Genomic DNA, 22957 nt, shown 5'->3' with positions numbered 1-22957 from the left:
AGGTGTTTAAGATGAATCAACTATTTATCAATAATGAATTTATTGCTAGCGAATCAACAGAAACGATGGATGTGGTAAATCCTGCTACCGGTCAAGTGTTTGATACCATTACTTTTGCAAACGAAAACGATGTTAATATTGCAGTCGCAAAATCACAAGAAGCACAACTAGAATGGGAAAAAGTTCCTCAACCAACACGTGCAGAACATGTTAAAATGCTCATTCCTTTATTAGAAAATAATAAAAATGAATTAGCTGAATTATACGTGAAAGAACAAGGTAAGCTTTTATCTTCAGCACTTGGTGAAATTCATAAATCCATTAAATTTATAGATTATATGTCCAGTCTAAGTATGCAAAATAAGGGTGAGGTGCTACAGAGCAATCGTGACAATGAACTGATTCACTTAACGAAAAAGCCTATCGGTGTTACTGCTGGTATAGTGCCATGGAATGCCCCGATTATGGTACTTATGCGTAAAGTCATACCGGCTATAATTACAGGTTGTTCGGTGATAATTAAACCTAGTGAAGAAACTTCTCTAATCACTCTTAAATTAGCTGAATTATTTAGACAATCTGCTATTCCTGCTGGTCTTATTCAAATTATTCCCGGAACTGGTGAAACTGTAGGTACACAGTTAGCTAAACATCCAGATATTCAACTCATTTCTCTAACTGGAAGTATCCGTGCTGGTAAATCAGTATATGAAGCTAGTGCCAGTAATGTTAAAAAAGTGAATTTGGAATTAGGTGGTAATGCCCCTGCAATCGTTACTGCAGATGCAGATTTAGATAAAGCAGTTGATTATATTGTCACTGCTCGTATTAATAATGCCGGTCAAGTTTGTACATGTCCGGAACGTATTTTTGTTCATGAACAAGTGCATGATGAATTTCTTTCTAAATTGAAAGCTAAAATGGAACAATTAACAGTTGGTGATCCATTTGATGAACAAACCGATTTAGGAGCTATTATTAACCAAAAACAATTAGATCACATTCATAATACCGTGCAACAATCTATTCAAGAAGGTGCCCAATTGGTACTTGGTGGTGAAATTTTAAATAGAGATGGCTACTACTATGCACCTACTATTTTAGATAAAGTACAACCCGAACATGCAGCTTTTACTAATGAAATTTTTGGACCAGTACTACCTATCATGACTTATGATGATTTTCATGAAGTTATTAATTTAGCTAATGATACAAATGCCGGACTGTCTTCATACATTTTTTCAGAGAATCTCCAAGAAGTGATGCGTGCATCAGAATTGCTGAAATTTGGTGAAGTGTACGCTAACTGCGAAGCAGAAGAAGCTGTTAATGGATTCCATGCAGGATGGCGAGAATCAGGCTTGGGTGGCGCTGATGGTGTTCATGGTTTTGAAGAATATTATAATACGACAGTGTCGTATATTCGTTATGATTAAAATTCCTAACTAATCCAACTACATCATAAAATATAAAAAAGCAGCAAGAACAAATATTTTGTTCCTGCTGCTTTAATTTAGTTATTCAATGCTTTGTCTAAAGAATCAATATTTTGATGCATAATAGATTGATAGCTCACATCATTATTATCCTTATCTTCTGGTGCTAATGTAGTTAAGTTGTTAAATGGTACAGGTGTAGTGTTTGTTTCTTTTTTAATCACATCGGTAATTTTCGAAGAAATGTTTTGCTCATAAAGCAAATATGGTTGTTGTGTTTCTTTTACATGCTTGATGATTTCCATTAATTCTTGTTGACTTGGATCTTCATTATTCATTCCTGTAACGCCGACCTGATTAAAATTGTAACGTCGTGCCAAATAACCTATAGAATCATGGGATATTATAACAGTGTCTCTTTTAGGATTTGTCGTAATCGTTTTTAATTGACGATCAATTTGATCAATATCTTTGTTGAGCTTACGGTAATTTTTCTCATAATACGCACTATGCTTAGGATCTTTAGCTACTAATTCATCTTTAATAGTTTTAGTAAATTGTTTATTTAATTTAGGGTCTAACCAAACATGTGGATCTTTACCTGCTTCTTCTTCATGCTCGTGTTTATGTTCATCTCCATGTTCGTGGTTGTGATCGCCAGTAGCCAATAACTCCTCATGATTAATTGCATCCGCTACAGGTAATTTCAATTGTTCGTTAGTAATAGAACTCGCAATTTTTTTCGCTACAGGGTCCATATCTTCACTAGAATAAATAAACAAGTCACTTTTCGCGATATCAATCATATTACGTTGCGTGGGCTCATAACTATGTGTATCTGCACCTGGAGGATATAAACTTTGTACATTTACATATTTTCCACCAATATCTTTGGCAAAGCTTTGAAATGCAAACACTGTAGTGTATATTTCGATTTTGTTCGAAGTACTTACTTTATACTGTTGTTTTGTATTTTGATTACATGCTGTTAAGGTGACACTAAACACTATAACCGCTATAATTAACAAAGTTTTTTTCACATTTGCGCCTCCAAAACGAAATTATTCCGTTAAAACTATAAACTTATTTTCACAATATTTCAATGAAAATTATTTATACTATGTAATCTCTATTTTTTATTATACTTATCTATGTTTTAAAATATAACTTAGTGATATAAGTATTATAAGTTAAAAAACTGGGGGTCTTAATATGACGGAAATTAAACAAGGTCATAATAAATTTTATGTCGGAGAGAACGAAGACAATCGCCAAGCAGAAATCACTTTTACAGAAGTAAGTCCTAATCAAATAGATATTGATCACACTGGTGTACCAAAAGAATTAGGCGGACAAGGACTCGGTTCAAAATTAGTGAAAGCTGTCGTCGACTATGCACGAGACAATAATTTAACTGTATCTGCAACATGTCCATTTGCACAAAATGTCATTGAAAAAAACGAAGCATATCAAGATGTATATACTAAATAACATTGCAATGCAATCATCAAGCGTCGTCGTAATTGGATAATTTAGCCGCTTAAACGCTAATTGGTTTTCAAACCATTGAACAACTACAGTAAAAAAAGGTTGGGATAATATCAATTTGAACTGCACCCAGTCAAGTAGACAAGTAAATAATTAAAAAATTGGTTAGTCTCGTTTTATGCGAGATTAGCCATTTTTAATGTAATTCTTTCATTATTAAAAAACTTTATATATTTATTTATAACTTGAAATGCTTCTTCTATACTTTCGAATTTAAACCGTTTAGAACCTCTATAAATCTCAGATTTAATAATTCCCCAAACACCTTCCATAGGACCATTATCAATACACTTTCCAACACGAGACATACTTTGTATCATCTTATGGTGATTTAACTTATTTTTAAATAATCGGGAAGTATACTGAAAACCACGATCGCTATGAAATATAATACCTTCGGTACTAGTTACAGTCTTGACTGCCTTATCAAATGTTTTAAATACGAGTTGATTGTTATTTGAATTTCCCAAATAATGACTTACGATTTTACCTGTTCCCAAATCATATATTGCACTAAGATATATTTTACTTCCATTTTCAAGTTGGAACTCAGTTACATCTGTTAGCCATTTTTTATTAGCCTCTCTTTCTTGAAACTCACGATTTAATTCGTTTTCGGCTATCGTTTGAGGAGTACAAGGCTTATAGCGCTTGCGTTTACGGCGGATAACTGCTTTTAAATTTAGTTGATTCATTAACCGATAAACACGTTTATGATTTACTTTTTTATGCAAATATAGGCGAATATAAATATAAATTCGTCTATATCCATAAATGCCTTTATATTTTTCATAAATGTGTTTGATTTCTTTTATTAATATTTTATTTTCAAATTCTTTTTGTGTGGGCTTTCGATGTAACCATTTATAATAACTTGCGCGTGAAATATTTAAAGTTTGGCATAAATGTTTAATTGGAAATTCATTTCTTAGCGCTTCAATCGTTTCATATGCTGCGATTTTTTTGCTTGTTGATTTATCATCTCTCTTTCTATTTCTTGATATTTTTTTAAGACTTTATTTTCCATTTCTAATATTTTATTTCGATCTTTTAGTTCTTGGATTTCAGCTTCTCTCTGTTCTTCTGGTGTTAATATAGATTTAGGTTTGCCTTTGCCTCTACCGTCTTGGAGGCCATCACGGCCATGTGATTTATACTTTTGTACCCATTGGTACAACTGACCGTAACTAACATCATATTTTTTAGCACAATCTTTATAACTAATTTCATTATCTAAATAGTATTCTACAATTATAAGACGTTCTTTGAATGTTGTTGTTTTACCTTTCATCGTATACACCTCTTGTTTTGGAGAATAATTGGTATTCTCTTTTCTTCCAGTATAACGATTTACCCATTTGCGTACAGTTTCATGGGCAGGAATATTATATTTAATGGCCAATTTTTTATAAGATATATCATTATCCAAATATTCCTGAACTACATTCATTTTAAATTGAAATGAATACTTATTATTTTGTGAGTTACGTATTAAAGAATATAAGCCGTTTGTTAAATACCTATTGTACATATAACGGAGATATTCTGGAGATAGATTAACATCAACTATTTCTACAATGCTTTCGAAACTCATACCATTTTCATAATTATTAAAAACTGATTGTAATAAATCTAAGTCAATTAATTTTCTAGACATAAAAATACTCCCTTCAAAGTTTTCATTTTTTTAATGTCTACTTTGAAGGGAGCATATCAATTTGTCCCAACCTTTTTTCATTTTGGCAGTAGCTGACTGTATTGAAAATGCGCTTTAAACCAAGCTTTTTTCAATGCTAGTCATCCTTGCCGGGGTGGGACGACAAAATCATTTTTCAAAATCAGATTTCTGTCCCACTCTATGTGTTATTCGAAACCTTTTTTCATAGGGCAGTAGCTGACTGCATTGAAATTGTGCTTCAAACCAAGCTTGTTTCAACGCTAGTCATCCTTGCCGGGGTGGGACGACGAAATCATTTTTTCAAAATCAGATTTCTGTCCCACTCTATGTGTTATTCGAAACCTTTTTTCATAGGGCAGTAGCTGACTGCATTGAAATTGCGCTTCAAACCAAGCTTGTTTCAACGCTAGTCATCCTTGCCGGGGTGGGACGACGAAATCATTTTTTCAAAATCGGATTTCTGTCCCACTCCATGTTTTAGTCGAAACCTTTTTCATATTGGCAGTAGCTGACTGCATTGAAAATGCGCTTCAAACCGAGCTTTTTTCAACGCTAGTCATCCTTGCCGGGGTGGGACGACGAAATCATTTTTTTCAAAATCAGATTTCTGTCCCACTCCCTTTTTGTAATTGATACATTTGATAATATATGCCTTGTTGTGAGATAAGCATATCATGTGTTCCGCGTTCTACGATTTCGCCATTATTTAAGACTAATATTTGATCTGCATCTTGAATTGTTGCTAATCTATGCGCTATAGCAATTGTTGTTCTACCTTGACGCATATGATTTAATGCAGCTTGAATTTGTTCTTCTGTTTCAGAATCAATATTAGCGGTAGCTTCATCAAGTATAAGTATTTTAGGATCAACTGCCATAGTACGAGCAAAAGCTATTAATTGCCGTTCACCACTGGAAAAAGCACTACCTTTTTCTGTCACTTTATGTTCATATTGTCCATCTAATTGCTGAATAAAGCGATCAGCTTGCACAAAAGATGCTGCAGCTTGAGCCTGTTCAAAAGTCATTTTTGGATGATACAGTTTAATATTCGATAAAATAGTGCCGTAAAATATAAAAGCATCTTGTAGTACAAGCCCAATTTTTGATTTTAATTCGTCTTTAGAAAATGATTTAAGAGATTGATTATCAATCATAATTTGACCTCTTTCAAATTCATAAAAACGCATAAACAAATTAATAATAGAACTTTTTCCTGACCCAGTATGACCGACAAGGGCAACTGTTTCACCTGGATTTACTGTAAAACTAATATGCTTAAGCACGTCTGTCTCGCCATTATAACTAAAACTGACATCTTCAAATGTCACTTTTCCTTCTGTGATTTGGTGCTCATTATTCACATCTTGCTTCGGTTCATATGTTTCATCATCTATAAGTTCAAACACACGACTCGCAGATACTATAGCTTGCTGTAACACGTTTAAATTTTGACTCACTTGATTTATAGGTTCAAAAAAACGTTCCATATATTGGATAAAAGCAAACACAACGCCTGCCGTAATTGTTGCACTAAAACTAATAATTCCAAAATAACCTAAAATCATAACCGTCGCAAAAATAGCAAGCATACTAATTGCAGGTCGTAGTAATAAACTATCTAATTTCACTGTTTTTATCATATAATCGTAATGCTCGTCATTAATTTGATTAAACTCATCATTTAATCTTTTTTGTTGATTCAATGCTTGGATCATCGTCATACCTTCAATAGATTCAGCTAACTTCGAATTTAAGTCTGACAACAATTGCCTTGATTTATTAAATAGAATAGCGGAATATTTTCGATAAATAATTAGTAAACATATAATAATTGGCATAAAGATTAATGCGTATAAAGCAAGTTGCACATCTAGGATGAACATCATAATGTAGCTAGAAATCATCATGAATACGGCCATAATTACAGTAGAAAAAACGCCGATAAACATATTAACTATTGTTTCTGTGTCATTTGTCAATCTAGAAACGATGCTTCCACCAGAAACTTTATCAAAATAGCGCATGCCTAATGACCCAAGTTTATTAAATGCATCTATTCTTAATTGCTGAATTACTTTGAAGGCTAAGTATTGAAACATATAATCATTAATATATGTAGCAATTGCGCCAATAATCTGTATCCCTATAAAAAATCCTACTAATAATATTAATTCATTTTGTGGAAAGTTGTTAGGTGTTAAAAAGTCATCAATAAAAACTTTTATTAAGTACGGTGTCAACATACTTGTAACAGTCGCTAACGTTAACATTAAAAATGCCAACGCAATAATACCTTTATATGGTGAGGTATATTTGATTAAACGAAGCACTGTTTTACCTTGATCCTTCGCTGAGAGTGAAGTTATTTTAGACATCTCCTTCATCTCCTTCCGTCAAATCATTGAGGTGTTGCGCATGTTGTTCTTGTAATGCTTGTGCAGTATAAGTATCAAAATACCATCCTTTTCGGTCTAATAATGATTGATGGGTACCACGTTCTAAGATTGTGCCACTATCCATAACAATAATTAAATCCGCATGTTTTACCGCACTCATACGGTGCGCAGTGATAATATTCGTTTTTCCTTGTCGTAACGTATGCATATTAGCTAAAATAGTTTCTTCTGTTTGTGCATCTACAGCTGATAATGAATCATCTAAAATCAACACCTCAGGATCAATAAGAAGCGCACGTGCGATAGCAATACGTTGTTTTTGTCCGCCTGATAATGATACACCTCGTTCACCTACAACAGTTTGATAGCCCTCCGTAAATTGTTGGATATCTTTGTGCACATGACTTAAGCGGCTAACTTCATGAATTTGTGAATCATTGGCTTCCATATTACCGAAAGCAATATTGTTACGGATTGAAGTAGAGAATAAAAAGTGTTCTTGAGGCACATATCCAAATTGTGCGCGTAATTGTCCTAATTGATAATGACGTAACGGTATATCGCCATATGTAATATCATTTGGTTTGTCAGTATCAAATTGTCGCAACAGTAACTTTATTAGTGTACTTTTTCCTGAACCTGTACGCCCTACAATGCCAATAGTCATGCCTGGTTGTATTGTAAAGTGTATATCGTGAAGCCCTTTCGCCTTATTTCCTGGGTAATGAAACTGCGCAATATTAAATTCAATATAACCTTGTGGCTGAGCTGTTGTACTGTAATCTGTCTCAATACTATTCGGCGTATTCAAGATTACTTCTATTCGTTCATAAGAAGCCTTTGCACGCTGTACTATATTAAAAAACAGGCCCAATGCTAATAGTGGCCACACTAGCATGCCAAGATATGTTGCAAACGTAATTAACTGTCCCAAAGTAATTTCATCATTTAGTACCATGAACGAACCAAAAGTAATTGCCAAAAACTCACTTGTACCAAATACTAACATTATCGTTGGGTCAAAAAGTGCATCAACTTTTGCAACATATAAATTCTTTCTAACCACTTCATCACTAAGCCCCTTAAAATCAGCTTGATCTTCTGTCTCATAACCAAATGTTTTAGTGACCTTAATACCCGCAACACTTTCTTGTGTTTTATCATTTAATTTACTAAATGCCGCCTGTGCTTTTTTAAAGCCATGGCTCAATAATTTTCCATAATAGCGCGTCATTATTACCATAATAGGTAGTGGTATTAACACAATTAACGTTAATTTTACACTTACGGTCAGTGCCATAGTTATAATGACCATACCACCAGTAATTAATGAATCTGCAATCATTAAAATACCAGCACCCGCTGCATTTTGGACAGCATTTATGTCGTTAGTAGCATGTGCCATTAAGTCACCTGTACGTCTATTTTGATAAAAATACGGACTCATTTCTGTATATTTACGATATAAATAACGACGCAATATGTTACCTAATTTTTGGCTCGTCCCAAAAATAGATAATCTCCAGACATATCGAGAACCATATAGCAAGAGCGCTGCCAAGACCAAAATGCTTAAATATATCATTAACATTTTGCCTGTTAGCACTTGATTGGTCATACCATCTATTGTTTTACCAATAATTTGAGGTGGTAATAATTCAATTAAAGCTATTGCAATTAACATGATTAAACCTAAGATATAGTTGAATCTTTGGGCTTTAAAAAACCATGTTAATTTTAAAAACACTCCCATTATAGTCACCCCTTTTGGTTTATATTAAATACATCTTACCATACCTTGCATTAACGATTTAAGTGTTTAATTACATACAAAAAGAGCAAATACACGACACCAACTTATTATAGTTAAATGTGTGTATTCACTCTTTTTTTCGTTTGTCTTATTCTTTGACAAAAAAGTTAAATCTAATTTTCACAACTATTGCTTTATTGCTCTTTTTTACTTTCCTCAAATACTACGACTTGTTGTCTTTTTTTATGCGTTGACGTAATTCCCTGTTCTATGGCTAAAACATGCGCTATTTTAGGGGCAGTCCACAGTACCGGCAGCATAATTATTGAGATGGGTACAGCCGTGACGACAATAAATGACTGTAAGGCGTCAATACTACCTTCTCCAATATTAATTAAAATAACAGAAATCACACCCATAATAATAACCCAAAACAAACGGATTAATTTAGGTGGATTTCCTTCACCTGTAACAGCCATTGAAATGGAATATGACATTGAATCTGCAGTTGTAATAACGAAAACAAACGTTAAAATTAATATGGCAAATACTAAAACATCACCTAAAGGCAATTGATTGGCTAATGCGATAACTGCAGCAGGTAAACCATTATCTGCTAATGGTCCACTCACCGAACCGTTATGTTGTTGTTCATAAAATAATCCACTTCCACCTAAAATGGTAAACCAAAAATGAGATACCACTGCAGCTACAACTGATACTAAGAAAAAGATTTCACGAATGGTACGTCCTCGAGATACACGTGCAACTAAAATTGCCATCAATGGTCCATAACCTATAAACCAACCAAAAAAGAATAACATCCACGCGCCAGCCCATTCGTCATCTCCTCTAAATGTGCCTATTTCAACAAAATCAGAAATATACGTTCCATAAGATGATATAAATGTATCAATAATGAAATGACCTGGACCAAATAATAATATAAATGCTCCAATAGCTAATGCTAACCAAATATTCACTGTACTTAAAAATTGAATTCCTTTATTTATACCTGTAACAGCTGAAATAGTTACTAATACCGTCAAGCCTCCTACAGCAACAATCTGTGTGACCAAATTGTCGGGTACACCTAAAATACTATGTAACCAAAAGCTAAATTGGAAGCCAAAAAATCCTATCGTTCCTATCGTTCCGGCTACAGCACCTAAAATACAAAAAACATCAGTTAAAGAACCAATTTTATTATTTTCAATCTTTGCTCCAAATACTGGATATAATAATGTACGTGGTCTCATTTTCAACCCTTTATTATAATGTGCGTACATAATTACAATACCGCTAATGGCACCGTAAACTGCCCAAGCAGTAAATCCCCATGATGTGAAGCTTTGCGCCATTGCAGCAGGAACTGCTGCTGCAGATTTATCTTTGATGCCGTCATCCATAGTTGGTGGCACATCTAAAAAGTAATACATAGGTTCTGCTGCCGCCCAAAATATCGCACCTGCACCTAAACCTGACGTGACAACAATTGCTGCCCATTTAAAGTAACTCATTTCAGGCTTATCAACATTGCCCAAACGGACCTTGCCGTATTTTGAAATAGCTATCACTAATCCTATAAAAAATGTTGCTAATAATAATAGTTGCCAAAAAGCCCCAAAATATTTAATAGAAATCTCAAAACTTTGTTGCACAAACTTTGCAGTGCCACCTGTAAAGAACGCTGACATAATTACAAAAATAACTAAAACACCAGCACTTATTAAAAATACCGGCCAATCTAACTTTTCTTTTACTAACTTAGTTTTCATTAAAGTTTCCTCGTATCCTTTATATAGATTTATCTATTTTCAAATCTTTATGCAAGTTTCTAAAATATTATCAAGCTATATAATGATGCTAACGAATTTTAATTTTAAAAGTTTCCACGTTTAAAGTGTCGCTCCTTGTATGTACACACAGACAATTAAGCCATGTTTATTTGTTAGAATAAACCTTTACTATTTTTCAATTTATACTTAAGTCGTTATCTTACCACTCTTTTTGCAATATGCCTAATTATCACTATACACAATATATTTTTTTAAAATCGAAATTTAAAAATAAAACTTACACATTGACTTAATACTTAAAATCACTTATATTTAACTTGTATCTAAAACAAATACATGTTAACCACAGGAGGTTATTATGACTTTTCATGATTCGACTGCAACGCAAGTCACTAATATCACATTAAATGTCGCAAATTTAACTAAGATGACACAATTTTATACAGAAGTACTCGGTTTAACACTTGCTAGTAAAGACGATGCACTAGCTATCCTAAATATTGGGAATTCTGGTCACACAGTAACTTTAAGAGCAATTACTGATGCTAAAAAACCTGCAATGTCAGAAGCTGGACTTTTTCATATCGCTTTTTTAGTCCCTACTAGAGCAGATTTAGCAAATTTTTTATATCATGCAGCTAGCCTAGGTATACAAGTTGGTGGTGGTGATCACTTAGTAAGTGAAGCACTCTATCTTTCTGACATTGAAGGTAATGGAATAGAAGTCTACCAAGATCGTGATGCAACTACATGGCAATGGGAAGATGACTATGTCAAAATGGATACGTTACAAGTAGATGCTGAAGATTTAGTTAACCAGCGTACTACAGAAGGCTGGCAAGGTATGCCATCACAGTCAAAATTAGGTCATTTACATCTAAAAACAGCAAATCTTGAAAGTGCACGTAATTTTTATATAACTCAGTTAGGTTTACAACATATTTCTCATTATCCTCAAGCTTTATTTATGTCAACAAACCAATATCATCATCATATTGCTGTCAATGTTTGGCAATCAACCCAACCGCGACTCGATAATGATCATAGTTTAGGCCTTTATCATATTGATATTTATAAACCAAATGCACAAAATGAAACATCAATCAGTCCTGAAGGATTCAGTGTCACAGTGCATAGCAATCGTACTACTGTCCCTGAATAAAAATTAAAATGAATTCCAGACATAAATAGCTCTGACTAAAAAATAAACGTCAATTTCTATTGAGAAGATATAGAAATTGACGTTTTTTAATTATATGAAATGCCTTTAAGATAAAAAGATGTTGTTTAACTTTTGTTTTCGAAATTTCTTATTTTTTGAATAGCCAAATATAAATTCTATCGATTTGAAACGTGTTGACGCCCAGAGGAATAGTATGCGTGAGAGACTAGGACGAATCAATGTTGTCCCAGTCTCCTCTTATTTGAAAATAGGGATTTTTATCCCATCTTCATTTTTATTCAAACCACTCGATAACATCTGCTTGTGGTTGTCTCGTTTTGGCTTTAGGTTCTGTTTCTCTATAGCCAAATGCTACCATATATGAAGGCACAAAATCATCTGCACCGATAATGTTTTCTGATTTTAATAACTCAGTAACAGCATCTAAATCAAATCCTTCAATAGGACAAGAATCAATGCCTAATAATGCTGCTGAAGTCATCATATTTCCTAAAGCAATATAAGTTTGCTTACTTGCCCAATCTACAAGAGTGCGTTCATTATCATTGATATGAAAATTTGTTTGAAAATCATCATATTTTTTCTCGACTGCAGGAATTGTCTCCGCTGCATATTGCTTAATATTACGAATGATATGTTGAACATACGGTGATTGAGACGTTACATTTTTACGTGCTAACGCTAATACAAAATGGCTAGCAGTGTCCAGTTGCCCTTGAGCACCCCAACTAATATCTCTTAATTTATTTCGTAAATCAGCATTTTGAATCACTAAAAATTTCCAAGGCTCTAATCCTAAAGAACTTGGTGATAATCTACCTGCTTCTAAAATTGTAGTAAAATCTTGTTCACTAATTTTTTTAGTTGCATCAAAACGCTTTGTTGCATGTCGAAATTGAAATGCTTCAATAATTTTATCATTCATGTCTGCCATTACTTTAGTGCCATCCTTTCAAATTAAAGATTTATTAAGTAAGTCTAGTATAAGCTAAATAATATTTCCGATAAAAGTAATCTGTTTATAAAAAAATAGAAGTAATATCGAAATGTACTGTTAACTATTTCGAATACCACTTCTATATATAGATTTTATCATTGTACTAGTGTAGTTCACGCATTATTCACCTTATATTGTCAGCATTAATACCAATGAATTGGTAATTGCTCATTACAATTCAGGCGCTAATACCGTTTCTTCAATAACTGATAACACACCTTGTTTATCATTAGACGGTGCTACAAAGTTTGCTACGTCAAATAACATCTGATCATGACTATTTTCCATAACATAGCTATGTTCAGCAAGTTCTAACATATCATAATCATTATTTGCATCACCGAAAGCCATTAGATTATCTGCAGTCAATTCCCATTTCGCTAAAAGACGTTTAAGTGCATTGCCTTTAGTCATTTCTGGAATAATAATATCAATACTGTCGTGCCCACTAGATACTATACTAATATCATCTGCAAATTTCACAGCTAAATCCTGATCTAATTGTGGATGTGTATCTCTATTAATATTCAATGCGACTTTAACATATTCATCATTTGGCAAATGAGCAAAAGAATCAATTTCTTCTAATTGACGATAATAAAAATGTGCTACTTTTTTAAAAGTTTCACTGGTATCTTTTAAAATATAGGCACTCTTTAATCCACAAACAATTAGTTCTTGCATACTACGTTCATAATGTAAGTAATGGATTAACTCCTGATAAAAATCAAAATTAAATGCACGATAATCATATAATTCTTCACCGTCGTATATAACTGCTCCATTTTCTGCGACAAAAAACATCTCTCTCTGTCCAAAAATAGAAATCAATTTAGCATATTGATTCCCACTAGCAGCAATAAATTTCACATTTCTTTGCTGTAATTGATTAAAAATATTGTTAAAACGTGCAACATCATAACTTTTGTTAGTATCTAAAAAAGTGCCATCCATATCAACCGCAATTGCTTTTATCATATTGTCCCCTCAAACTTTCAATTATGTATGTGCTTTCATTATAGCTATTTTAACGATTGTTGAAAAGTATAAGATGACAAGTTAAGCTGTTGTCACCTTATACTCACACAATAATTATACTTGTTGCGTTATTTGATTTATAAAGCTGAAATAGTCTGCGATATTATTATTGAGTTGCGCTTCATTAACATTAAAAGTGCCATACAGTGCATGTGCCCCTATAAATTTCGCACCTACAAAGCGACTCGTCGCATCTAAAGGAGCTAACAATTGTGCTAAAGTGTAGCCTACCGCACCCTCAGCGTGATAATCTTCTTCTGCACTTCCTACAGAAACTGCTGCAGCAAACTGTTTTCCTTGTAATTTATCCCCAGTTGAACCGTAAGCCCAACCATACTCTAATACTTCATCAAAATATTGTTTGAATAAAGGCGGATAACTATACCAATACAATGGAAATTGGAAAATAATAGTTTCGTATTGCTCTAACAATTGTTGCTCCGCTTCAATATCAATAACTTCATTTGGATAAATCGAATACAAATCATGTACAGTGACCTCATCACGTTGTTGCAAAGCTAATTTCCATGCTTTATTTACTTTTGACTGTGTCATATTTGGATGTGCGATAATAACTAAAGTTGACATTTTTCCCTCCTAAAAAGACTCATTTAATAAGTTAATATTAAATGAGTCAATATTATAGATACAATATATTTGTTTGAAACTACAATAATCACTACTGCTCTTTAGAATAGTCAGTATTTGTTGCATAATCTGCAATTGCCTTTTTTTGTTTCACTTTAGAAACGTAAGTAACGGCTTCATTTCTATCAAAAATAGTTAAACCAGTAATATCTTTGCCCTTGTTAGGTCGAATAAAACTAGCTAAATATGAAATAATAAACGCAATTAAAAATGAGATGATAGATACAAAGAATGGTGAATTGTCCCCACCAATATTGTTAAAAATATAAGCAAAAATAACACCAAAAATTAAACCAATAATTACGCCGAATGCGTTTGTACGTTTAGTGAAAATACCAACTGCAAATACACCAGCTAGTGGCACACCAAATAATCCAGTAATAAGTAAGAATAAATCCCAAATATCATTTGAATCAGCAGCAATTAAATAGATAGACATTGCATAACCAAATAAGCCTGAAATAATTATGATATAACGTGCAAACGTTACTTCACTTTTTTCATTACCCTTCCCAAAAAAGCGATGTTTTATATCTACAGAAAAACATGCTGATATCGAGTTCAAACTTGAAGATATCGTTGATTGGGCAGCAGCAAAAATTGCTGCAATTAATAATCCACCAACAAAAGGAGGCATTTCAGTTAAAATAAAATACGGTACGATAGACGACGTATTAAAATCATTAGGTAGTGCGCTACTATGATTATAAAACGAATATAACATTGTTCCCATACCGTAAAATATAGGTGCTGATATTAGTGCCAATATACCATTTGTCCACAATGATTTAGAAGTTTCTTTCAACGAGTCTGATGCTTGGTAACGTTGAACGACGTCTTGACTTGCAGTATATTGATGTAAATTATTAAAAATGTTACCTAAAAATATAATCGGTATAGCCGCTGCTGCTGTATTGAATTTCCAATTGTCAGCGCTAATTATTTTTTTATTGTTCATTGCATCTGTAACCAATGTCCCTATACCATTTGGTAAATGAACAACCCCTAAAATAATAATGACAACAGCGCCACCAAGTAAAATGACACCTTGAATAAAGTCACTCCACACAACACCTTCAAAACCACCTAAAAACGTATATAAGATACATAAAATACCTACGAGTGAAGCTACAACAAATGGATTTAAATCCGATACAGATGTAACCGCTAAAGTTGGTAAATAAATTACAATAGCTACTCTTCCCAAATGGAATAAAATAAACAACAAAGAACCAATCACTCGTATACTAGGTCCAAAACGCGCTTCTAAATATTCGTAAGCTGACGTGACATTCAATTTCTTGAAAAATGGTACATAGAAAAAGATCAATAAAGGTATTATTGCTACAATAGTAATATTTCCAACTATATAAGACCAATCTGTTAAAAAGGCTTTTTCTGGTGTTGACATAAAAGTAATTGCACTTAAAGTTGTCGCATAAATAGAAAAGCCCACAGCCCAAGATGGTAACCTACCACTGGCAGTAAAAAAGCTATCAGTATTTTGTCCTGCACGTTTAGTGAAGTACACCCCAATTAGCAACATGATAAAAAGATAGAGTAAAATAGCTACCCAGTTCCAAAACCCAAACCCCACTTGTTCCATGAACAATCAACCCCTTAAGTTAAAAATTATAAGTTATATTTATCTATAAGTGTCTCTAACTGTGCTCTATTATTTTCATTAAATGGTTTAAATGGTTTTTTTGGTAAACCACAATCTAGACCACGTGCTTTTAATATTTCTTTTAACGTAGGATAAATCCCCATGTCTAAGATGCCTTCAATAATATGATTAGTGTCATGTTGAATAGCATAAGCTTTAGCAACGTCACCTTGTTGCGCATTTTCAAAAATAGCACGTGCACGCTTACCATTAACGTTATACGTTGACCCAATAGCACCATCAACTCCCGAAATAGCTGCTTGTACCAACATTTCGTCAAACCCCGAGAAAATTAATTTATCCGGGAAATGTTCACGGATTCTTTCAAGTAAAAAGAAATTAGGTGCTGTATACTTTACACCAATTACTTTGTCATGTGAAAATAACTCTTCAAATTGTGTCATTGATATATTAACTCCAGTTAAATCTGGAATAGCGTAAACAATTAAATTATTTTGTGTTGCTTCAATGAGTTCAAAGTAATAATCTTTTATTTCTTCAAAAGAAAATGGATAATAGAACGGCGTAACAGCAGAAATTGCGTCGTAGCCTAATTCAGTTGCGTATTGACCTAATTCTATAGATTCGTTTAAATCTAGTGCACCAACTTGTGCGATTAATTTAGCGTCATTTCCAATGACATCTTTGACTACTTTAAAAATTTGTTTCTTTTGTGCAGTGTTAATTAAAAAGTTTTCTCCTGAACTTCCATTAACGTATAAACCATCTAACCCTTCTTTATCTATAGCATTACGTGCTATTTGTTTTAATCCCTCTTCTTTTACCTGACCATCCTCATCAAAGGGAACTAATAACGCTGCATACAAACCTTTCAAATTATCTTCCATGTTATAAACCTCCATTATTTTCGCTATTTAACTATTTTAGCTACGCTCAAAACTTAATTTTTTAAGTACATAACTAAACGTTACCTTTTAGAAATTTTACTTTACAGCTAGAATTGTAAACGCTACCATAAAACTTAGCAATAGAATTCTGAAAATTATATACGTTTAATAAGCACATTAATGAAAATATTTTTCACAAATAGTCTAAATGGAGGTCATCGCATGTCGTACAAAATTGTTTTAGATGTAGGGGGTACACAAATAAAATCTGCTGTACTTGATGAAAATGCTAATTTAGTAACCTTTAATAGCATCCCAACGCCTAATAACATTACTGATTTTATTTTAGATGAGGTCATCCAAATAGTAGAACAATATAAAGAACTGTATCATTTAGATCCAGTCTACGTTGGCATCTCTAGCGCTGGCGTTATAAATCGCGATACAGGAACGGTAGTTTATAGTAGTCCCACGATTGCTAATTTTACAGGGACAAACTATAAGCAAGCATTAAGTCATATTACTCCGTTTGTCTATGTCTGCAATGATGTTGATGCCGCACTATTAGGAGAACTACACACATATCAATATGCACAACAACAAATATTTTGTTTAACTTTAGGCACAGGTATTGGAGGCGCATTTTACACTTCAGAAACAGGTTTATATCAAGGTGCCAACTCTCGTGCCAATGAAATTGGTTATATGCTATACCGTCCTGATAGTGAAACGACTTATGAACAACGGGCAGCTACTTCAGCATTACAAACCCAAATTACTCATCAATATAGTTCAACTGATGTAGATGTTAAATCGTTATTTCTTCAAGCTAAACAAGGAGATGAAACAGCAAGTGCTTTATTACACACTTGGGGTAAAGACGTCGCAGAAGGCGTAGCACAAATTCAATTACTTTATGATCCTGCGTTAATTTTAATTGGTGGCGGAATTTCTGCACAAGGTGATCAATTATTGCAATATATTGTACCTTATGTCTCTTATTTTTTACCTGCCAATTATGAACATGCACCTATTCAAACTACGCATGCGTTAAATAATGCTGCATTACTCGGTGCAGGTAGTTTAATAACACTTTAACCAACTAACCTAAATTAAATAATTGTCGTAACTTCCGTTTATACAATACTTAGGGCCAGAACATTAATAATGTTCTAGCCCTATATATTACGGTTTATCATGTAAAATAACATCTTTTGTTTTTTGATAGACTCGATGTAAATGCTCATCGTCTAATAATAAGTAACTGACAATATCTATTAAAAAATGTGTCGCAATTTGTGTATTAATAAACCTTGTATCATTATTTCTGGATTGGTCTGTCGTAATCAATACTAAATCTGCACATGCTGTAAGTGCACTACCTTCATAGTTAGTAATTGCTACTACAAAAGCACCTTGTTGCTGTGCAATCCCTGCAGCTGAAATTAACTCTGTAGTTTCACCACTGTTCGAAATAGCGACAAACGTATCCGAACCTGTTAATAATGACGCTACAATTTTCATTTGATGAGAATCTGTCGATACATTCCCTTTTAAGCCCATACGCATCGTTCTATAATAAAATTCAGTTGCTGTTAATCCTGAACTCCCTAATCCAGCAAAAATTATTTGTCTACTACGCATAATTTGATTTACAAAATTTTGAATATCAATATCTGAAATAAACTCGCCAGTTTGTTGAATTGTATTTTGATGATAGTTATGAATTTTTTGGATGAGCGGGCTATTCTCAATTTCTTGATTAGTCATTTCCTGTTGCAAATTAAATTTCATATCTTGAAAGTTTTCATAGTCTAATTTATTGGAAAAACGTGTAATGGTGGCAGGTGAAATGCCTACACTATTCGCCAATGAATTAATAGTAGAAAAGTTATCATCAAATTGATTATTTTTTATATAGTTAACGATTTCTTTATCTGCTTTAGTAAATAAATGTTTATAGCGTTGCACTCTATTATCAAATTTCATCTGTGCGTCTCCCCTTTTTAATATAGCCATATTTTACTATAAACGAAAAGTTTTTTCATTAATACTATAACTATTGATTATTTTTTTCCTAATGTTATATTGATATTACTTTAATTAAATCACTATATCTTAAAATTAAATGTTATGGAGTGTGTATTTTATGTTACCTAATGGATTAATCGTATCTTGCCAAGCTTTACCTGATGAGCCACTACATTCATCTTTTATTATGTCAAAAATGGCATTAGCAGCTTATGAAGGTGGTGCTGTTGGAATTAGAGCAAACAGCAAAGCAGATATTTTAGAAATTAAAAAAACAGTTGATCTACCTATCATTGGTATTGTTAAAAGAGATTACGATAATTCCAATGTTTTTATTACTGCCACTAAAACAGAGGTACAAGAATTACTTGAAAGTGGTTGTGAAGTCATTGCACTTGAAGCTACGAATCAACCTCGACCACAAGAAAGCTTAGCAGAATTAGTAGCATATATCCGTCAAGAAGCACCACACATTGAAATAATGGCTGACATCTCTACTGTTGAAGAAGCAAAACAAGCAGAAGAACTTGGTTTCGATTATATTGGCACAACGTTAAGAGGCTATACAACATATACATCTGGTCATGTTTTATATGAAAATGATTTTGCCTTTCTAAAAGAAGTAATTGCTAATGTGAATACTAAAGTGTTTGCTGAAGGAAATGTTGTGACACCAGATATGTTTGCGCGTGTAAGTGAATTAGGTACGCACTGTACAGTAGTCGGTGGTGCTATTACACGTCCAAAAGAAATAACACAACGCTTTGTATCTGCTGTTGCTACTCCCAAACATTAATTTAACTTAAAAAGCGTAGCTATCTATATTCAACGAACGTTTCATTGAAATAAGATGGCTACGCTATTTTTTCATTTATAACTTTATTGTGAGCTATACCGCTTCTGCAATAAATATTTTTCTATCTTCCCATTCGCCTGTTTGGTAATTATAGTTGTCACAAGTAATTAGAGTTAATTGCTTTTTATTGCTGTTTTGTTCCTCTAATACATGAACATCACTGGGCTTCACATCATATATTTTCGTTATTTGGTAATGACGCTTGTCCTGTCCTACTTTAAAATACACATCACTACCTATTTTTGAGGCAGTTAAATTAGTAAATTGATAATGTCGAAGATTCGTATGTGTATGACCTGCTATTGCAATATTTTGATCATCTAATGATTCATCAGCTTCTGCAAAGCTGATGCCTTTTTCTAACTGTTTAGGTGTTGCCGGCCCTTGATATACAGGCTCTTTAATATCAGCATCAGGTACAGTTAAATATCCTACCATAGTTGATGCATTTTGCTGTTTCGTAGACTCAGTAGACTGATGTTGCTTAGCATCATACTGTTCTACTTTATCTGATGCTTCCTTGTTATAAAAATAATTAGCTATATAAGGCTGTACCAATAAATAAACAGCTACTAACAAACATACTATTCCTAACAACGACAGTAATATATTAATCCTTCGTTTCAACTTAACTACACCTCTTTCACTTGAATTACTTATGGTTAATATAGCATTGTTTTTTTATAAATCATACCTCTGTTTACAAAACGAAAAAATTGCTCACTAATTACAAAAATTATCACAAGCTTGCAACAATAAAGGGTTCAAAAGTGCACATCAATTTTGTAAAATTGCTGTCATCTTCTAAACCCTAAAAGTTAAAATCATATTCACCATGATTTCCATAATATATATGCTTCACATTAAACATCTTATAGTTAAATTACCTACCTATTTATTTCAATCCATTTCACTAATTCATGCAAATTATTTACTGCAATTGTAGGTTTCACACCATTATCATCAAATAAGTCATTGCGTCTATTAACCCAAGCTGTATCAAAACCAAAGTTCTCAGCTCCTGTAACGTCCCACGAATTTGACGACACAAACAATATTTCACTTCGTTTTACTTTATAATAATTTAATACTAATGCATAACTGGCTGGACTTGGCTTATATTGTTTAACTTCGTCGACACTCATAACTGAATTAAAGTATTCAGCGATTTCAGAGTTATCCACTAATGCACGTAACATATTATCATTTCCATTAGACAATATAGCTAAATCTAATGGCTTGTCATTTAACTCAGCTAGAGATTTGGGCACTTCTTTAAAGTATTCTAAATTTTGATAACCATTAAACAATTCATTAATATCATCTCTATTATACGGTACATTATAAACTTCTAAAGTATGTCGTAATGCATTTTTGGTAATTTCATCATATCTTGTATAACGTTCCATAACTTGACGTAGTGTTGCATGATATAATTGTGTCTTACGCCATAAATTAGTTATTTCTGTAGCATGTTCTTTGTTTAACTCTGCAACTTTATCTTTAATTGACATAACATCAAATAATGTGCCAAAAACATCAAAAACAATAACTTTATACATAAAATACCCCTTTCTCTATAAAACAATCCGTACTTATTATTTATCACTAAAGTTAAACGTTGAAACAATTTTTTAATTAATTTTAATACTAAAAAATAAAAGGTAAAATGTATAATCATAAAATGATACATTCTACCTTTTATATTTAAATAATTACATTAACAATTAATATAAATCCTAATCCTAATATAGATAATATAGATTCTAATAAAGTCCATGTTAAAAATGTTTCTTTCATGCTTAAACCAAAATACTCTTTAAACATCCAAAATCCAGCGTCATTAACATGTGAACAAAAAATACTTCCTGCACCTATAGCAAGCACAACTAATGAGAGAATCTACGGTTTGTAATAAAGGTAATACAATACCAACTGATGATATAGCTGCAACTGTAGTAGAACCTAATGCTACACGTAAAATAGCTGCTGCTAACCATGCTAATACAAGGGGTGACATTTGTGAGTCATGAAATAATTGTGAAATAGTGTCGCCAACACCACCATCGATTAAAATTTGCTTAAATGTACCGCCACCACCGATGATTAACAGTAGCATGGCAATTGGAGTAATAGCATTTGAGACAGTGTCCATTATTTGATTCATTGTTTGTTTACGTCTGATTCCCATAGTATATATAGCGATCAAAACTGCAATTAACATCGCCGTTGTAGAAGAACCTATAAAATAAATAAATCCTTCTAGACCTTGAGCGTGTCCGTCTTCATTACCTGTAATCAATTGAACAACTGTCGCAAATAACATCAATACTACAGGACTTAGAGCCGTTAACAAACTTAGTCCAAAACTTGGCATCTCTGATTCATCGATATTCTTAATATCACCCGTAACGGCTTGATTCCCCTCTTTTGCAAAAGCGCTTGGTGCCAATTTATACGCAATTTTAGGAAAAATACCACCAACGATAATTGCTAATGGAATACCAATAATGATACCGTACATTAATACATGGCCGATATTCGCATTTAGTGCTTCAGATATTGCGACTGGTCCAGGATGTGGTGGTAAAAAACCATGCGTTACAGCGATTGAAGTCGCCATAGGTAAACCTACAGATAAATTAGAAATCGACATTCTTTTAGCTAGTGTAAATACTAATGGTACTAATAGAACAAAAGCAACCTCTAAAAATAAAGATATTCCGATAATGAATGATGCAATAATCATTGCCCAAGTAACGTATTTTTTACCAAATGTATTAATTAATGTGTCAGCAATGCGAGTAGCACCGCCACCATCGGATAATAATTTACCTAGGATGGACCCTAATCCAAAAATAATCGCGATATGTCCTAATGTATCGCCCATCCCTTTTTCAATAGTTTCTACAATTTTATCTATAGGCATCCCTAAAATCATACCAGTTGCCATAGAAGTAATAATTAATGCTATAAACGTATTTAATTTAAAGACCATGATTAATATTAGTAATATGGCTACGCCTATAACGACACCTATAATTGGCCAAAACTCTCCCAACATAAACATCCCAACT

Annotated in this window: 17 protein-coding genes and 2 pseudogenes; 5 read left to right on the top strand and 14 right to left on the bottom strand. The window is 33.0% G+C overall.

The window, feature by feature from the left end:
• Window positions 1-11: 11 nt before the first annotated feature.
• Window positions 12-1436: an aldehyde dehydrogenase gene (aldA, locus tag MUA37_RS02275; RefSeq protein WP_204171440.1), complete on the top strand. Its 1425-nt coding sequence runs from the start codon at window positions 12-14 to the stop codon at window positions 1434-1436.
• Window positions 1437-1513: 77 nt separating this feature from the next.
• Here aldA and MUA37_RS02270 read toward each other — a convergent pair whose 3' ends face one another.
• On the bottom strand, window positions 1514-2476 hold the full coding sequence (locus tag MUA37_RS02270) for a metal ABC transporter solute-binding protein, Zn/Mn family (protein ID WP_262624793.1): 963 nt from the start codon (window positions 2474-2476) through the stop codon (window positions 1514-1516).
• 172 nt (window positions 2477-2648) lie between these two features.
• On the opposite strand from MUA37_RS02270, the gene MUA37_RS02265 reads away from it, so the two are divergent.
• Complete coding sequence (locus tag MUA37_RS02265) at window positions 2649-2927, top strand: GNAT family N-acetyltransferase (RefSeq protein WP_002509877.1); 279 nt, start codon at window positions 2649-2651, stop codon at window positions 2925-2927.
• Window positions 2928-3100: 173 nt separating this feature from the next.
• Here the strand turns inward: MUA37_RS02265 and MUA37_RS02260 are convergent.
• The 4 genes and pseudogenes from MUA37_RS02260 to MUA37_RS02245 all read right to left on the bottom strand — a co-directional run bounded on the left by MUA37_RS02260 (window position 3101) and on the right by MUA37_RS02245 (window position 10592).
• Window positions 3101-4667: pseudogene (locus MUA37_RS02260) on the bottom strand (IS3 family transposase).
• 594 nt (window positions 4668-5261) lie between these two features.
• A complete protein-coding gene (locus tag MUA37_RS02255) occupies window positions 5262-7040 on the bottom strand; it encodes an ABC transporter ATP-binding protein (protein ID WP_262624792.1) in 1779 nt (592 codons plus the stop codon).
• Window positions 7033-8814 carry an ABC transporter transmembrane domain-containing protein gene (locus tag MUA37_RS02250; RefSeq protein WP_262624791.1) on the bottom strand — a complete coding sequence of 594 codons (1782 nt, stop codon included), beginning with the start codon at window positions 8812-8814 and terminating at the stop codon, window positions 7033-7035. Before MUA37_RS02250 ends, MUA37_RS02255 begins: the two co-directional genes overlap by 8 nt.
• A 194-nt stretch (window positions 8815-9008) precedes the next feature.
• The gene (locus MUA37_RS02245; protein WP_262624790.1) at window positions 9009-10592 is read right to left on the bottom strand and encodes a BCCT family transporter; all 1584 of its coding nucleotides are present in this window, start codon (window positions 10590-10592) and stop codon (window positions 9009-9011) included.
• A gap of 379 nt (window positions 10593-10971) precedes the next feature.
• On the opposite strand from MUA37_RS02245, the gene MUA37_RS02240 reads away from it, so the two are divergent.
• The gene (locus MUA37_RS02240) at window positions 10972-11775 is read left to right on the top strand and encodes a VOC family protein (protein ID WP_002509540.1); all 804 of its coding nucleotides are present in this window, start codon (window positions 10972-10974) and stop codon (window positions 11773-11775) included.
• Between the two features lie 295 nt (window positions 11776-12070).
• Here the strand turns inward: MUA37_RS02240 and MUA37_RS02235 are convergent, their stop codons facing one another.
• The 5 genes from MUA37_RS02235 to MUA37_RS02215 form a co-directional block, all read right to left on the bottom strand.
• Complete coding sequence (locus MUA37_RS02235; protein WP_142019381.1) at window positions 12071-12730, bottom strand: NAD(P)H-dependent oxidoreductase; 660 nt, start codon at window positions 12728-12730, stop codon at window positions 12071-12073.
• 234 nt (window positions 12731-12964) lie between these two features.
• A complete protein-coding gene (locus MUA37_RS02230; RefSeq protein ID WP_002509542.1) occupies window positions 12965-13771 on the bottom strand; it encodes a Cof-type HAD-IIB family hydrolase in 807 nt (268 codons plus the stop codon).
• A 114-nt stretch (window positions 13772-13885) separates the two neighbouring features.
• Window positions 13886-14419, bottom strand: coding sequence for an NAD(P)H-dependent oxidoreductase (locus MUA37_RS02225; protein WP_103388563.1), 534 nt, complete (start codon window positions 14417-14419; stop codon window positions 13886-13888).
• Window positions 14420-14510: 91 nt separating this feature from the next.
• On the bottom strand, window positions 14511-16085 hold the full coding sequence (locus MUA37_RS02220; protein ID WP_262624789.1) for a sodium:solute symporter family protein: 1575 nt from the start codon (window positions 16083-16085) through the stop codon (window positions 14511-14513).
• A 26-nt stretch (window positions 16086-16111) separates the two neighbouring features.
• Window positions 16112-16993, bottom strand: coding sequence for an N-acetylneuraminate lyase (locus MUA37_RS02215; RefSeq protein WP_103388562.1), 882 nt, complete (start codon window positions 16991-16993; stop codon window positions 16112-16114).
• A gap of 222 nt (window positions 16994-17215) precedes the next feature.
• On the opposite strand from MUA37_RS02215, the gene MUA37_RS02210 reads away from it, so the two are divergent.
• On the top strand, window positions 17216-18091 hold the full coding sequence (locus tag MUA37_RS02210) for an ROK family protein (protein WP_107377157.1): 876 nt from the start codon (window positions 17216-17218) through the stop codon (window positions 18089-18091).
• A gap of 87 nt (window positions 18092-18178) precedes the next feature.
• On the opposite strand, the gene MUA37_RS02205 is transcribed toward MUA37_RS02210, so the two are convergent.
• Window positions 18179-18982 carry a MurR/RpiR family transcriptional regulator gene (locus MUA37_RS02205; RefSeq protein WP_002509547.1) on the bottom strand — a complete coding sequence of 268 codons (804 nt, stop codon included), beginning with the start codon at window positions 18980-18982 and terminating at the stop codon, window positions 18179-18181.
• A 160-nt stretch (window positions 18983-19142) separates the two neighbouring features.
• On the opposite strand from MUA37_RS02205, the gene MUA37_RS02200 reads away from it, so the two are divergent.
• The gene (locus MUA37_RS02200; protein WP_262624788.1) at window positions 19143-19820 is read left to right on the top strand and encodes an N-acetylmannosamine-6-phosphate 2-epimerase; all 678 of its coding nucleotides are present in this window, start codon (window positions 19143-19145) and stop codon (window positions 19818-19820) included.
• 93 nt (window positions 19821-19913) lie between these two features.
• On the opposite strand, the gene srtA is transcribed toward MUA37_RS02200, so the two are convergent.
• From srtA to MUA37_RS02185, 3 genes and pseudogenes are all read right to left on the bottom strand, one after another.
• Window positions 19914-20507: a class A sortase SrtA gene (srtA, locus tag MUA37_RS02195; RefSeq protein WP_031266757.1), complete on the bottom strand. Its 594-nt coding sequence runs from the start codon at window positions 20505-20507 to the stop codon at window positions 19914-19916.
• A gap of 260 nt (window positions 20508-20767) precedes the next feature.
• The gene (locus MUA37_RS02190) at window positions 20768-21442 is read right to left on the bottom strand and encodes a haloacid dehalogenase type II (protein WP_002509550.1); all 675 of its coding nucleotides are present in this window, start codon (window positions 21440-21442) and stop codon (window positions 20768-20770) included.
• A gap of 145 nt (window positions 21443-21587) precedes the next feature.
• Window positions 21588-22944, bottom strand: a pseudogene (locus tag MUA37_RS02185) (gluconate:H+ symporter).
• Window positions 22945-22957 lie beyond the last annotated feature (13 nt).

Origin of the sequence: Staphylococcus arlettae, assembly GCF_025560845.1 — a bacterium.
In the GTDB taxonomy this organism is placed as follows: Bacteria; Bacillota; Bacilli; order Staphylococcales; family Staphylococcaceae; genus Staphylococcus; species Staphylococcus arlettae.
The sequence above is the reverse complement of the archived record's forward strand: the minus strand, read 5'-3'. Positions and strand labels throughout refer to the sequence as shown.

Coding starts and splice junctions, on each gene's coding strand:
- MUA37_RS02245 (WP_262624790.1), bottom strand. CDS start 10,592: ATGAAAACTAAGTTAGTAAAAGAAAAGTTAGATTGGCCGGTATTTTTA.
- MUA37_RS02200 (WP_262624788.1), top strand. CDS start 19,143: ATGTTACCTAATGGATTAATCGTATCTTGCCAAGCTTTACCTGATGAG.
- MUA37_RS02265 (WP_002509877.1), top strand. CDS start 2,649: ATGACGGAAATTAAACAAGGTCATAATAAATTTTATGTCGGAGAGAAC.
- MUA37_RS02190 (WP_002509550.1), bottom strand. CDS start 21,442: ATGTATAAAGTTATTGTTTTTGATGTTTTTGGCACATTATTTGATGTT.
- MUA37_RS02250 (WP_262624791.1), bottom strand. CDS start 8,814: ATGGGAGTGTTTTTAAAATTAACATGGTTTTTTAAAGCCCAAAGATTC.
- MUA37_RS02215 (WP_103388562.1), bottom strand. CDS start 16,993: ATGGAAGATAATTTGAAAGGTTTGTATGCAGCGTTATTAGTTCCCTTT.
- MUA37_RS02240 (WP_002509540.1), top strand. CDS start 10,972: ATGACTTTTCATGATTCGACTGCAACGCAAGTCACTAATATCACATTA.
- MUA37_RS02220 (WP_262624789.1), bottom strand. CDS start 16,085: ATGGAACAAGTGGGGTTTGGGTTTTGGAACTGGGTAGCTATTTTACTC.
- MUA37_RS02205 (WP_002509547.1), bottom strand. CDS start 18,982: ATGAAATTTGATAATAGAGTGCAACGCTATAAACATTTATTTACTAAA.
- MUA37_RS02235 (WP_142019381.1), bottom strand. CDS start 12,730: ATGGCAGACATGAATGATAAAATTATTGAAGCATTTCAATTTCGACAT.
- MUA37_RS02225 (WP_103388563.1), bottom strand. CDS start 14,419: ATGTCAACTTTAGTTATTATCGCACATCCAAATATGACACAGTCAAAA.
- aldA (WP_204171440.1), top strand. CDS start 12: ATGAATCAACTATTTATCAATAATGAATTTATTGCTAGCGAATCAACA.
- MUA37_RS02210 (WP_107377157.1), top strand. CDS start 17,216: ATGTCGTACAAAATTGTTTTAGATGTAGGGGGTACACAAATAAAATCT.
- MUA37_RS02230 (WP_002509542.1), bottom strand. CDS start 13,771: ATGATAAAAGCAATTGCGGTTGATATGGATGGCACTTTTTTAGATACT.
- MUA37_RS02255 (WP_262624792.1), bottom strand. CDS start 7,040: ATGTCTAAAATAACTTCACTCTCAGCGAAGGATCAAGGTAAAACAGTG.